The following is a 12,685-nucleotide window of genomic DNA, read 5'->3' as shown; positions in this document are numbered from 1 at the left end:
ACCCGAATGTGCTATTTTTAGGTATATAAATTTCTTTAATATAGGGTTTTCATTCCCTTGTTTGGAATATTTATGCTTGCACCAACAGCTTTGTAATGTTAAAAATAGGCCTCACTGAACACACACACAAGAAACAAGATGCAAAATATTCGTTTAATTACACTAAAACTTAACCTCTTACTGCTATGGTCAGTGAGCGGGGATTAGTGTGTTTGCATCGAGTTAAACACTAAAAACCCCGCAATTGCGGGGTTTTTTATTATCTCGCGGCTGGGATAAATTGAAATTTGGGTAACAGAGGAATGAGGGGCAGTTATGCAAGACAAAGATAAAGTATGGATTTTTGATACCACCTTACGTGATGGCGAGCAGGCACTTAAAGCAAGCCTTACAGAAGACGATAAAATTCAGCTAGCGCATACTATTAGCCGCTTGAACGTGGATGTGATGGAAGTGGGTTTTCCGGTTTCGAGCCCCGCTGATTTTCGCTCGGTGCAACGTATTGCAACCGAGGTTAAAGGCCCAATTATTTGTGGTTTAGCACGTTCAGTAGCAAAAGACATTGAAGCCTGTGGTGAGGCACTTCGCACAGCACAGCAAAGCCGTATTCATACTTTTATTGCCACAAGCCCTTTGCACCTTGAACACAAATTACGTATGAGCCTAGACGATGCAACGGCCATGGCGGTTAAATCAATTAAATTAGCGCGTAACTACACTGATGATGTTGAGTTTTCGTGTGAAGATGCAGGGCGTACGCCGCACTGGGATTTATGTAAAATTGTTGAGCAGGCAATTAACGCTGGTGCCTCTACTATTAATTTACCTGATACCGTTGGCTTTGTAACGCCAGACGAATACGCCGCAATGATCCGCCATTTAATGAATAACGTGCCAAATATAGATAAAGCGCGTTTAAGTGTACATTGTCATAACGATTTAGGTTTAGCTGTAGCTAACTCGGTAGCCGCGGTACAAGCCGGTGCTCGCCAAATTGAATGTACAATAAATGGTATTGGTGAGCGTGCGGGTAACTGCTCGCTTGAAGAAGTGGCGATGATCATGAAAATGCGCAAAGACCACCTAAACGTTCACACCGATATTAAAAGCGAAGAAATTTATCGCGCATCTCGCCAAGTGGCAAAAATATGCAATATGCCGGTACAACCAAATAAAGCGATTGTGGGCGAAAACGCCTTTGCACATAGCTCGGGCATTCACCAAGATGGCGTATTAAAAGCGCAAAATACTTATGAGATTATGTCGCCTGAAAGCGTCGGTGTGCCAAATAACCAATTAAATATGACCTCGCGTTCGGGTCGTCATGTTATTGAGCACCGCTTAGAAGAGTTAGGTTATCAAAAAGCTGACTACGATATGGACAGCTTATACGAGAGCTTTTTAGCGTTAGCTGATCAAAAAGGCACCGTATACGATTACGACCTTGAAGCCATGATTTACTTTAATCAAATTAACGACAAAGACGAAAAATACCAATTAGAGTTTGTAAACTCAGCGTCTAACTCACAGTCGGTAGCCAGCTCTACCATTGGAATGTTAATTGATGGCGAAGCAAAACAAGAAGCTGCTACAGGTAATGGCCCTGTTGAAGCCTCATTTGCGGCTATTGAGCGCTTAACTGGTATGAGCGTTGAAATGATTGAATACAATTTAGAAGCCACTGGTCAAGGCGCAAGTTCGCTTGGTCAAGTAAACATTATTGCTAAATACGATGGTCGCCCTTATCACGGTGCGGGTATTGCTGCGGATGTGGTAGAGGCGTCGGTACGCGCCATGATCCGTGTTTACAACTTAATTTATCGTGCACAAAAAGTGTCTGATTTAAAACAACAAAGGAAAGCAGGATGAGTAAAACAAACTACAGCGTTGCCGTATTAGCAGGCGACGGTATTGGCCCAGAAGTAATGGCAGCAGCAGAGCAAGTACTTGATGCTGTAAGCAATAAGTTTGGTTTTACCCTGAACCGTCAGCATCATGCTATTGGTGGCGCAGCCATTGACGAATTTGGTGAAGCATTACCACCAAAAACGCTAAGCGCGTGTGAAAACGCCGATGCCATTTTATTTGGCTCGGTAGGTGGCCCAAAATGGGAAAACCTACCCCCTAACGAGCAACCTGAGCGTGCATCGCTTTTACCGCTTCGTAAGCACTTTGGTTTGTTTTGTAACTTACGTCCAGCACAACTTTTACCAGCGCTTAGCGCAGCATCGCCATTACGTGCAGATATTAGCGAAAAAGGCTTTGATATTTTATGTGTACGCGAACTTACTGGCGGCATTTACTTTGGTGAAAAAGGCCGAAGCGGCGAAGGCGCTGAAGAAGCTGCATTTGATACACAAACTTACTCGCGTAAAGAAATTGAACGCATTGCCCGTTTTGCCTTTGAAGCAGCAAAATTACGTAGTAACCATGTAACGTCGGTTGATAAAGCAAACGTGCTTGCATCAAGCGTATTATGGCGTGAAGTAGTTACCGAAGTAAGCAAAGACTACCCAGAAGTCAGCCTAGATTACATATACGTAGATAACGCAGCTATGCAATTAGTTAAACAGCCTAGCCAGTTTGACGTGCTACTTTGCGATAACTTATTTGGTGATATTTTGTCAGATGAGTGTGCGATGATCACAGGCTCAATGGGCTTATTACCATCGGCCAGCTTGAATCAATCGGGCTTTGGTTTGTACGAACCAGCCGGTGGGTCAGCGCCAGATATTGCTGGCAAAGGGGTTGCAAACCCGATTGCGCAAATTTTAAGTGCTGCACTTATGCTACGTTACTCATTAGGGCAAGACGAAGCTGCGCGCACCATTGAAAAAGCCGTAGCCGAAGCCGTAGAAGCAGGCGTTGGCACGCCAGATATCTACCCACAAGGTGGATACAGCACAAGCGATGTGGCAGCTGCCATCGTTTCACGTATTTAATATATAAATCGCAGCACCGTTATGCTGCGACTTAACAAAGTAGGGAATTAGCAAGTGGCCCAAACGTTATACGACAAAATTTGGCAAGCACATACCGTTGCCAGCATAAACGAGCAAACTGATTTACTTTATATTGACCGTCATTTAGTACACGAGGTGACATCACCACAGGCTTTTGCAGGTCTACGTGAAAAAAACCGTACGGTACGTTGCCCAGAAAAAACCTTTGCAACAATGGATCATAACGTATCGACTAAAAGCCGATCACTTGATGCCGCAAGCGAAGTCTCTAAAAACCAGTTAATGGCACTTGATGCTAACTGTAAAGAGTTTGGCATTGTACTTTACGATTTAAACTCAATTAACCAAGGCATAGTGCATGTAATGGGGCCAGAACAAGGTATTACCTTGCCTGGCACTACCATTGTATGTGGTGATAGCCATACCTCTACGCATGGCGCGTTTGGCGCATTAGCGCACGGTATTGGTACTTCTGAGGTTGAGCATGTATTAGCAACGCAAACGCTACAGCAAAAAAAGGCAAAATCGTTAAAAATTCAAATTAACGGTGTGCTTCGCCCAACTGTAACCTCTAAAGATTTAATTATGGCGGTTATTGGTAAGTTAGGCACAGCTGGCGGTACAGGTTATGTTGCTGAATTTTGTGGTGAAGGCATTGAAGCACTTTCAATGGAAGCCCGTATGACGTTATGTAACATGAGTATTGAAATGGGTGCAAAAGCAGGTTTAATAGCACCAGATCAAATCACGTATGATTACTTAAAAGGTCGCCCATTTGCACCTAAAGGCGCTGACTTTGACGCCGCAGTTGAATACTGGGAAACCTTAAAATCAGATGAAGGCGCTGAGTTTGACTTGAGTGTTGAGCTTGAAGCTGACGACATTCAGCCGCAAATTACGTGGGGTACAAGCCCAGAGCAAGTAATTGGCGTTGATGAGTGCATACCAGATCCTGACCAAGAACCAGATTTAATTAAAGCCGATGCTATACGCAGCGCACTTAGATACATGGACTTAAAAGCCGGCGATAAATTATCAAGCGCAAAAGTAGATACGGTCTTTATTGGCTCATGTACAAATAGCCGTATTGAAGATTTACGTGCAGCGGCAAAAATTGTTGAAGGTAAGCAGGTTGTAGCTGGCATTGAGGCACTTATCGTACCAGGCTCCGGCCTTGTTAAAAAGCAAGCCGAAGACGAAGGCTTAGCCGATATTTTTAAAGCGGCAGGTTTTGAGTGGCGCGAGCCGGGCTGTTCAATGTGTTTAGCAATGAACGATGACCGCTTAGAAGCGGGCAAACGCTGTGCATCTACGTCTAACCGTAACTTTGAAGGCCGCCAAGGCCGTGGCGGGCGTACGCACTTAGTGAGCCCAGCAATGGCAGCGGCTGCTGCAATACATGGTCACTTTGTTGATATAAGAGGAGAAGCCTAATGAGCGTATTTTTTAGTGGCTTAATGGCCCCACTTGATAAAAACAATGTAGATACAGACCAAATTATTCCAAAGCAGTTTTTAACATCAACCAGCCGTGATGGTTTTGATGCAGCATTGTTTTACGATTGGCGTTACCTAGAAAACGGCGAACCAAATCCTGATTTTATTTTAAACCGCCCATGCTACCAAGGCGCGCAAATATTATTAACGCGCGACAACTTTGGTTGTGGCTCATCACGCGAGCATGCACCGTGGGCGCTTAAGCAATATGGTTTTGAAGTAATTTTAGCGGAAAGCTTTGCTGATATTTTCTTTAATAACTGTGGCAACAACCAAATGCTAGCCATTGCGCTACCAGCTGATACGCTTGAGCAATTGTTTGTACTTAGTGAGCAACACGACGATATAAACATTCAAATCGATCTTGAAAATCAAACACTAACAAGCGATAAGTTTGCGCCAATTAGTTTTGATATTCGTAAAGACGTAAAAGAGCGTTTATTAAGTGGCTTAGATTTTATTGGTGTGACCGAAACGCTAAATCCACAAATTGATGCGTTTGAAAAACAACTTGCTGCTGAGCGCCCTTGGCAGTAACGAAAAGCAATTAATTACATATGAAAACAAAGCGCGGCTGAGTATATAAGCCGCGCTTTTTTTATGTTTAAGTTTTCTAATTATTAATGTCTAAAATCTGCCATTAGCGCAGGTATGCCTGGCAGCATACCAACAATAGCCATAACGGTAGTTAAAATAACAAACATAATTAGCGGAATAACCCAACGGCTCATTTTAGTTAAATTAGCACTGCGCTCTTTACAGCCAATTAAGCCTAAGTTATCAAGCAGCATAGTTAGAGACCAACCAAAAGCAGGGTTAACCAAGCTTGACGCAAATACAACAATAGCGGCCGATTGCGTTGTTTTACCTTCGCGTGTCATTTCCATACCCGCCTCAAGCAGCGGAATAAACACACCTACAATAAGCGCAACACACAGCACAGGTTGCCAAATGGCTAAATCCATCGGGTAGCCCCATAAACCCGCAATAATACAAAATACGGCTGTTAAAATGGCGCCTGCTGGAATAGGGCGTTTAGCAATAGCGGCAGGGACAATGTAAGTCCCCCACGATGAGGTAAAGTTAGCACCACCGGCTAGCGAGCCAAAGGTTTGTCTAACCGATGCGCTTAGCATGGTGTCGTCTATGTTCATTTGAACTTTTTCAGTGCGTTGCGGGTAACTAATTTTTTGAAATACTTGATGCCCTAAAAAATCCGGTGACCACATAGCCACAGCCAATACCGCAAACGGCAGCACAACCACAAAGCTTTCAAGCGTAGGTAAGCCAAGCATCCAGCCTGTGTTTTCGCCCCACCAATAAGCTGGGTTCATATTTGGTAAGCCCGGCGCGGTATTAAATTCAAACGGCGCACCGAGTGCAAATGCAACCACACCGCCAATAAGGCAGCTAAGCGGCACAGCTAACCAGCGCTTTTTAAAGTGCTCAAGTAACGCATACAATAAAATGGTCGCCAAAATAACAATAAATGCAATGTGCGCCATATCAATGGCCTCAGCCCATGCAAACAGCTTTTTAACCTGCGAAATTGTGCCAATAAAGCCTAAATATATAAGTAAGCCCCCGCACACGCCTTTACTCGTTAAGCGTGCCAGCAAGCTCCCTCCTTTGGTTATGGCTAAAATAAAGCCAAAGGCACCAATCAGTAAGCCAAACGCCATAGGGTGGCCGCCAGCGGCAACCACAATAGGAATAAGAGGAATAAGTGGCCCATGAGTACCCGCTAAGTTAGCGGTGGGTAAAATAAAGCCCGAAAACAAAATAATAAAAATAGAAACAATCAGTAATTCATAGCGTACGTTTTCTAACACAAACGCATCGCTTAAACCTAGTGGCGCAGCAAAAGTAGCGGCAATAGCACCCACCATAACGACTTTACCAATGGTACCCGCCATGGCAGGAATCGTGTCTTCAAATTCAAAGCGGTAGTCTCTAAATGGTAAATTAGGCCGCCAGCGCTTGGGCTGCATAATTTGCAGCTCGTGCTCTAGGTATTCGTCGCGGGTATTAAACTCTGAACTAGCTTTATGCTTATTTTGATAGCTGTTGGCATCACCTACGTGCGGTGCGCTTGTTTTTTCTGGCTCGTTACCCTTTGGGGTTACTGACATAGTCCCTCCTGTTACTCGTTGCTTATTTATTAATACGGCTTTTGTTAAAGCAAATGAATAGTGAAGGAGCAGAGTAGATCAGCTTTTACTCAGGAATGTATAGGCAAAAGGTCGTGTATGGCTTTATTTTATGCTAAATCATTGTGTTTTTATTCTTAAATGTAAAGTATATTTTGTTTAAAATCAGTGTGTTGATTTGTTTTTTATGTGTTCTAATTTGGTGAAACATTGTAAAAACAAGGCTGTTATCCTTTAGTCTAAGTAGTGGTTTATGTATTTTAATTGAACTGAAATAGCACATCTGCTAGGTTCAATGGTTACTCAAATAATAAGAAATACAATGCAAATTCAATCCCCTAAATCAATTGGTATTCTACTTGGTACGCTTTACGGCATATTTATGCGGCTGTTTGTAGAGCTGCTTGATACTTATAATTTAAGTAGCCTTGTATCTATTTCATTTATGTTTTTAGTGCCCGTTGCAATTGGCTATATTCGTATTCATTTTGAATTTAAAAGCTCAAATACATTAACTAAAAGGCAAATGGTGACAATTGCTTGGCAGCCAATTTTTGTTTTTTTACTTGTAAGCGTTATTACACTGCTTGAAGGCAGTATTTGTGTGGCAATGGCTCTGCCTGCCTTTATGCTCTTTGCAAGTATGGGTGGTTTACTGGCAGGCTTTATTAAAAACCGTCAAACAAAAAACGCTAACAGGCCTTTACTTTCAATAGCTTTGCTTCCTGTATTGCTCTCACCGATTGAGGTAAATTATTTACACTTATCAAAAACGTACGAAGTCACCAACTCTATAGTTATTGAAGCGCCTATAAATCGTGTATGGCAGCAGCTTGCTAATGTAAGCACCATAGAGCCACAAGAATTGCCATTTTCGCTTACCCAATTAATAGGTGTACCTAAACCTTTAGAGGCAAATATGAATGCTACGGGGGTTGGGGCTGTTAGAACCAGTAAATGGCAAAAAGGAGTTGCATTTAAAGAAGTGATTACGGATTGGCAGCCAAATAAACAGATGCTTTATAGATTTGAGATAGACCCTGATGCTATTCCCGATGATGCACTCGATAAACACGTAAAACTAGGCGGCGAATACTTTTCACCTCTTTATGGTGGGTATGCGTTAAGTGAAGATAAAAGCGGCAATACTATTTTAACTTTAAAAACGACTGTGCAAGATAATACAAATTTTGGTGTTTATTCGCGAATATGGGGTGAGGTGATTTTTCAAGACTTCCATTATTCACTTTTAACATTAATGAAAAACAGAGCAGAAAAGCCACTTGTCGCAGCTATTTCCCATTATTAACTTAAACCGCTATGGTATGAAAAAACTATTATAAGAGTACTTTATGAAATTATTTACGGCAGCAACGTTATTACTTGCCTCATCAGCGGCTATTGCGCGCCCTGCGCCTTTGGTATCTATACCAACACACGATGCATTTTTTAATAATATAGCTGCGCATTGTGGTAAAGCGTTTGAGGGCAAAGTAAGCGTAGATAACTCAAAAGGCCCAAGCTCATTTGAGAATAAAAAACTAATCATGCATGTTCGTAAATGTACTGATAGCGAGCTGCAAGTACCATTTCATGTGGGAGATGATGCATCGCGTACATGGATCATTACTAAAACGGGCAGTGGTTTGAGCTTAAAGCACGATCATCGCCATGAAGATGGCAGCGACGATGTTTCAACTATGTATGGCGGTCATACCCTTGATGCGGGTTTTGCACAAATGCAGTCTTTCCCGGCCGACCAATATTCTAAAGAGTTATTTGTAGCACAAGGGATAGCGCAGTCGGCAGGTAATACATGGCAAATGTATATTTATCCTGAGGTTTTTACGTATCGGTTAATTCGCCAAGGGCGCGAGTTTAAGGTGGACTTTGATTTAACTAAACCAATTACTCCACCAGCAGCGCCGTGGGGCTACGAAAAATAAACTATTTTTCTTTTTTCTCGGGTGCGTCACATTGTAGTAAAACGTTTAATGGTGGTTGATAAGCGCGTGGTTTAGTAGGAAAACGTTCGTACTCTTGCACGCCTTCAAGCACTTTTAACATAAAGGTTCTGCCGCGACATAATCTGTCTGCGTGGCGCAGTAAAAACATACTTTGATTAGCAAAGTGTTTGTAGTCGTCTGATTGTATTTCTATTTTATAGTTGTCTTCACCAATTTTGGTTTGGTAGTAATGTACTTTGTTATCAAAGTCGTATGACTTTTCTTTTTCGCCCACTTCTGCAAAGGCGCTCCCTATACCAGAAAAGGCTAGCAATGCAGCGCCAACAACTAAATGCGGTGTGTATAAGCCTTTCATAAAAATGTATCCTTTAATTTGCGAACTTAATACCCATTAATAAAGCATTAAGTGCGATGTATTTAAGTTAAGTCTAACACCCAAAAAGAGAATATGTGATGTTCAAACAAATAAAACAACTGTTTGCCGCTTTTGACGAGCAACAGCCAAGCATAGAGCAGCATGATCTAAAAACAGCGGTTGCTGCGCTGCTTATTGAAGTAATGCGTGCTGATTCTAAGCTCGACCATAATGAACAACACACCCTGACTGTAACCTTAAAAAAATACTTTAATTTAACAGAATCGGAAGTTGATGAGCTCACCAACAATGCCGCTGGTAGCTTAGATGGGGCTATTGATTACTTTCAATTTTCTAAGCAGATTAACGATCACTGCAGTGCGGCGCAGCGCATTGAAATAATTGAGCTATTATGGCGATTGGCGTATGCCGATGGAGAGATAGATCCTCAAGAAGAGTATGTAATACGCAAAGTGGCTGGGCTTTTATATGTAGCGCACACCGATTTTATCGCTGCTAAATTAGCAGCGACACAATCGTAAAAATTAGCTTAATTTACTAGCAACAGAAACGAGCTGCTGCGTTAATACGCTAACTTTTTCTGCTGTGGTTGGGTCGCTAATTTTTCCATCTTCGTCAAATACAGTAAATGCTGATGGGATAGCGAGCTGATCGGCAAGTACTAACGAGCCAATCCCGCTTAAAATATCGCGTACATGGTTTAGGCCGCGCAAACCACCTAAACCACCCGGTGATGTAGCAAATAACGCCACTACTTTGTTGCGAAATGCGGGTACTGCGCCTTGCTCAGTTCGCGATGCCCAATCAATTGCATTTTTAAGTGCAGCAGTAATAGAGCCATTGTATTCAGGGCTTGCTAGTAAAATACCATCAGCATTACGCAGTTTATCTTTCAATAGTTGTGCATCGGTGGGTGTGCCTTGCGCTTCAATGTCTTCGCTAAATAATGGCAAATTTAACTCGGCGAGTGTAATTACTTCCACTTCAGCACCGGTTTGCAGAGCAAAACGAGCTGCTTCGTTAATGAGTTTTTGGTTAAAGCTATCTTTACGCAGACTACCCGCGAGCGCGATAATTTTTGGTGCTGACATAATTTAGACCTTTTATTGGTTGGGTATGACACTAATGTAGCAAATTTTTGCTTGTAGAAAACCCGAATAAACGCAACACTTATGTGCGTATATGCACATAAGTAGAAGGCGGGTAGCGTGGCAATAAAATTTGACGACTGGCAAGACGTAAAAGTTGCCTTTGAAGTGGCAAGGCTAGGTACTTTGACCGCCGCAGCAGAGGCATTGAGTGTGCACCATAGCACAGTGTTGAGGCGCATAAATAACTTAGAGAAAAACTTAAATGTACGGTTATTTCATCGCCATGCGCGCGGATATAAAGTAACCGAAAGCGGGGCAAAATTATTTGAAACCGCACAAGCAATAGATAACTCACTCGAAGGTTTACATAATGCCATTGCCGCAGCCGATAGTGAGCTCAGAGGGAGCTTGTTACTGACTACCGTAAGTGGTTTTATGGATATGCTAAGCAACGTGTGTGAGCAGTTTCAAACATTGCACCCGCAAGTGCAGCTAGAAGTGATTTTAGAGCAAAAGCGCCTAAGGCTTGACCACGGACAAGCTCATATAGCAATACGTGTAGGCCCCAAACCTGATGAAGGCGACTATATAGCGCAGCACTTAGCTAAGCTATCGGCCGGCCTCTATGCTCACAAACGTTATATTGCTAAACACGGCATGCCAAAAACCTTAGATGACTTAAAGCAGCATAATTTTATATCTGGTATTGCGGGATTTAATGCGCGTGTACCGTACTTTAGCTGGGTTGATGAGTTTATTCCTCAGTCGCAAATTAAATTAAGAGTATCAGAAACCTCAGAAGCGGCGCGCGCGGTTATTAAAGGCTTAGGCATAGGGGGGTTGCACCAAAGCGCGATAGAAAATAACCCCGACGTAGTGCCTATATTGCACGACAAATTACATTGGGAGTTTGACTCTTGGTTGGTTACTCACCATTTAGTACACCGCACCGCGAAAGTACAAGCTTTTGCTGGCTTATTAAAAACCTACTTTAGTAACATGCCACACGTTAAATAGTTTTTTTAACTTTAATGCCTAGGCGTTTGGCAAGCCTAACTAGGTTGGCTCTGTCGAGTTCAAGGGTTCGTGCAGTAGCTGCCCAATTATAATTATGCTGTTTTAATTGCTCGGTAATAACCGTAAATTGCAAAGATTCAACGGCCTGTTTTAAGGGCTGATGATGAGCAATGTGGGCGGTAATTGGCGTGCTAACGTGCGCGTTGTTGTTTGGTTGTTGGGCTAAATCGCAGTGCTCGCTAGTAATTGTTATTATTGGGTTTTGCCACTGGCTATGTTTAGCCTTTAATGCGCTGCGGCTAATAACATGTTCAAGCTCGCGTACATTACCAGGCCAACTGTATTGGTTGAGCAATACTTGCGCTTCAGTGCTTAGCTTTAATTGTTTAATACCTAATTTACGGGCAGTTTGTTCAATAAAATAACCAGCCAATAAAGTTATGTCGTGCTCGCGTTTATTAAGTGGCGGCACGGTAATAGGGTAAACACTTAGCCGGTGATATAAATCGGCTCTAAAGCGGCCTTGCGCTACCTCATGTTTTAAATTACGATTAGTGGCTGCTATTACCCTTACATCCACATATTTTGGCGTGTCTTCTCCTACTGTTTGTATTTCACCACTTTGCAACACCCGTAATAGTTTGCTTTGCATAGCCAATGGTAGCTCGCCAATTTCGTCTAAAAATAACGTGCCACCATCAGCTAACTGAAACTTACCTTGGCGGGCATTTTGTGCGCCAGTAAATGAGCCTTTGGCGTGGCCAAAAAACTCACTCTCTGCAAGGTTTTCGGGGAGTGAGGCACAATTTAAGTGAATCAGCGGTTGATCTTTTCGGGCAGAATTTAAGTGAATATTACGCGCTACTAGCTCTTTCCCTACGCCCGTTTCTCCTAACACCAATACACTAAAATTAGAGGCTGCAACGAGTTTTATTTCATTTTTTAGCGTTTGCATTACAGGGCTTTGGCCAATAATTTCGCCGCCATCGCGAGTAAGTGCATCACGCGTTAGCGCTTGTACAAGGGCGTTTGAATGCTGAGCATGGTGTTTGTAATGGGCAAGCTCTAGGGCTGTTTTAAAATGCGCACTGCACAGTGTTTGTAAGGTGCTGAGTGTATCTGCACTAATACTGCTAAAGGCATTTGCGTTTAAGCTGTCGAATGTAAGCACGCCTAGCAAAGTGCTTTTATCGTAAAGGGGTAAGCCTAAGCAAGCATGCACAGGAATATCGCCCGTTTTGGCCAGCAGTAGGCCGTCGTACGGGTCGGGCAGGGGGCAGTCGTGTGCAAACTGTAATGCGTGGCTTGCACTACAAATGGCCGCTAATCGTGGGTGCTCTGCTATTTTAAAGCGCCTACCAAGGCTGTCGGGCATCAGACCTTTGATGGCTAAGGGCTTGAGTTGCTCGCCCTGCACAACAAGTAATGCACTGGCATCACTAGGTATTACACGTTCAACCGTTGCCAATAATTGATCAAAGCTGTGCTCGTGCAGCGTGCTTTGGGCAAGCTCTAAAGCCACTTGGGTAAGGTTGAATTGCTGATTCATGTCAAAATGACCTATTCGTGTTTTTATGATTTAAATTAGAGTGTGTCATAAAGACTCAATTTGTAAAGTTTTTATA

The 12,685-nt window shown here is 42.8% G+C and carries 12 protein-coding genes; 8 read left to right on the top strand and 4 right to left on the bottom strand.

Annotation, left to right across the window (positions count from 1 at the left end):
* Window positions 1-315 precede the first annotated feature (315 nt).
* Genes leuA through leuD form a run of 4 tightly spaced genes read left to right on the top strand, consistent with a single transcriptional unit; the run spans window position 316 to window position 4,996 of the window.
* Window positions 316-1,869, top strand: coding sequence for a 2-isopropylmalate synthase (leuA, locus tag PSH41_RS16815; RefSeq protein ID WP_004589389.1), 1,554 nt, complete (start codon window positions 316-318; stop codon window positions 1,867-1,869).
* Window positions 1,866-2,942 carry a 3-isopropylmalate dehydrogenase gene (gene leuB / locus PSH41_RS16810; protein WP_004589388.1) on the top strand — a complete coding sequence of 359 codons (1,077 nt, stop codon included), beginning with the start codon at window positions 1,866-1,868 and terminating at the stop codon, window positions 2,940-2,942. The genes leuA and leuB overlap by 4 nt, the downstream gene beginning before the upstream one ends.
* A 54-nt stretch (window positions 2,943-2,996) precedes the next feature.
* On the top strand, window positions 2,997-4,397 hold the full coding sequence (gene leuC / locus PSH41_RS16805) for a 3-isopropylmalate dehydratase large subunit (protein ID WP_024033932.1): 1,401 nt from the start codon (window positions 2,997-2,999) through the stop codon (window positions 4,395-4,397).
* On the top strand, window positions 4,397-4,996 hold the full coding sequence (gene leuD / locus PSH41_RS16800; protein WP_004589386.1) for a 3-isopropylmalate dehydratase small subunit: 600 nt from the start codon (window positions 4,397-4,399) through the stop codon (window positions 4,994-4,996). The genes leuC and leuD overlap by 1 nt, the downstream gene beginning before the upstream one ends.
* 83 nt (window positions 4,997-5,079) lie before the next feature.
* On the opposite strand, the gene PSH41_RS16795 is transcribed toward leuD, so the two are convergent.
* Entirely contained in the window at window positions 5,080-6,591 is a 1,512-nt protein-coding gene (locus tag PSH41_RS16795) for a DUF3360 family protein (RefSeq protein WP_273589557.1), read from the bottom strand.
* A 340-nt stretch (window positions 6,592-6,931) separates the two neighbouring features.
* Here PSH41_RS16795 and PSH41_RS16790 point away from each other — a divergent pair, with 340 nt between their 5' ends.
* The gene (locus PSH41_RS16790) at window positions 6,932-7,918 is read left to right on the top strand and encodes a hypothetical protein (RefSeq protein WP_029773334.1); all 987 of its coding nucleotides are present in this window, start codon (window positions 6,932-6,934) and stop codon (window positions 7,916-7,918) included.
* A gap of 43 nt (window positions 7,919-7,961) precedes the next feature.
* Complete coding sequence (locus PSH41_RS16785; protein WP_273589556.1) at window positions 7,962-8,555, top strand: hypothetical protein; 594 nt, start codon at window positions 7,962-7,964, stop codon at window positions 8,553-8,555.
* A 1-nt stretch (window position 8,556) separates the two neighbouring features.
* Here the strand turns inward: PSH41_RS16785 and PSH41_RS16780 are convergent, their stop codons facing one another.
* Window positions 8,557-8,931, bottom strand: coding sequence for a hypothetical protein (locus PSH41_RS16780; RefSeq protein WP_004589382.1), 375 nt, complete (start codon window positions 8,929-8,931; stop codon window positions 8,557-8,559).
* 98 nt (window positions 8,932-9,029) lie between these two features.
* On the opposite strand from PSH41_RS16780, the gene PSH41_RS16775 reads away from it, so the two are divergent.
* A complete protein-coding gene (locus tag PSH41_RS16775; protein WP_024033928.1) occupies window positions 9,030-9,473 on the top strand; it encodes a tellurite resistance TerB family protein in 444 nt (147 codons plus the stop codon).
* A gap of 3 nt (window positions 9,474-9,476) precedes the next feature.
* On the opposite strand, the gene PSH41_RS16770 is transcribed toward PSH41_RS16775, so the two are convergent.
* Window positions 9,477-10,043 (bottom strand): NADPH-dependent FMN reductase, encoded by a 567-nt coding sequence (locus PSH41_RS16770; RefSeq protein ID WP_029773331.1) that lies wholly within the window; start codon window positions 10,041-10,043, stop codon window positions 9,477-9,479.
* 117 nt (window positions 10,044-10,160) lie between these two features.
* Here PSH41_RS16770 and PSH41_RS16765 point away from each other — a divergent pair, with 117 nt between their 5' ends.
* Window positions 10,161-11,060 carry a LysR family transcriptional regulator gene (locus tag PSH41_RS16765; RefSeq protein ID WP_024033926.1) on the top strand — a complete coding sequence of 300 codons (900 nt, stop codon included), beginning with the start codon at window positions 10,161-10,163 and terminating at the stop codon, window positions 11,058-11,060.
* Here PSH41_RS16765 and norR read toward each other — a convergent pair.
* On the bottom strand, window positions 11,053-12,609 hold the full coding sequence (gene norR, locus PSH41_RS16760; protein WP_273589555.1) for a nitric oxide reductase transcriptional regulator NorR: 1,557 nt from the start codon (window positions 12,607-12,609) through the stop codon (window positions 11,053-11,055). The genes PSH41_RS16765 and norR overlap by 8 nt on opposite strands.
* Window positions 12,610-12,685: the final 76 nt, after the last annotated feature.

Origin of the sequence: Pseudoalteromonas sp. CST2, from assembly GCF_028599385.1 — a bacterium.
Classification (GTDB): Bacteria; Pseudomonadota; Gammaproteobacteria; order Enterobacterales; family Alteromonadaceae; genus Pseudoalteromonas; species Pseudoalteromonas atlantica.
Note: the sequence above shows the minus strand (reverse complement) of the source record. Positions and strands in the feature narration are given on the sequence as shown.

Coding starts and splice junctions, on each gene's coding strand:
- leuD (WP_004589386.1), top strand. CDS start 4,397: ATGAGCGTATTTTTTAGTGGCTTAATGGCCCCACTTGATAAAAACAAT.
- norR (WP_273589555.1), bottom strand. CDS start 12,609: ATGAATCAGCAATTCAACCTTACCCAAGTGGCTTTAGAGCTTGCCCAA.
- PSH41_RS16775 (WP_024033928.1), top strand. CDS start 9,030: ATGTTCAAACAAATAAAACAACTGTTTGCCGCTTTTGACGAGCAACAG.
- PSH41_RS16795 (WP_273589557.1), bottom strand. CDS start 6,591: ATGTCAGTAACCCCAAAGGGTAACGAGCCAGAAAAAACAAGCGCACCG.
- leuA (WP_004589389.1), top strand. CDS start 316: ATGCAAGACAAAGATAAAGTATGGATTTTTGATACCACCTTACGTGAT.
- PSH41_RS16785 (WP_273589556.1), top strand. CDS start 7,962: ATGAAATTATTTACGGCAGCAACGTTATTACTTGCCTCATCAGCGGCT.
- leuB (WP_004589388.1), top strand. CDS start 1,866: ATGAGTAAAACAAACTACAGCGTTGCCGTATTAGCAGGCGACGGTATT.
- PSH41_RS16780 (WP_004589382.1), bottom strand. CDS start 8,931: ATGAAAGGCTTATACACACCGCATTTAGTTGTTGGCGCTGCATTGCTA.
- PSH41_RS16770 (WP_029773331.1), bottom strand. CDS start 10,043: ATGTCAGCACCAAAAATTATCGCGCTCGCGGGTAGTCTGCGTAAAGAT.
- PSH41_RS16790 (WP_029773334.1), top strand. CDS start 6,932: ATGCAAATTCAATCCCCTAAATCAATTGGTATTCTACTTGGTACGCTT.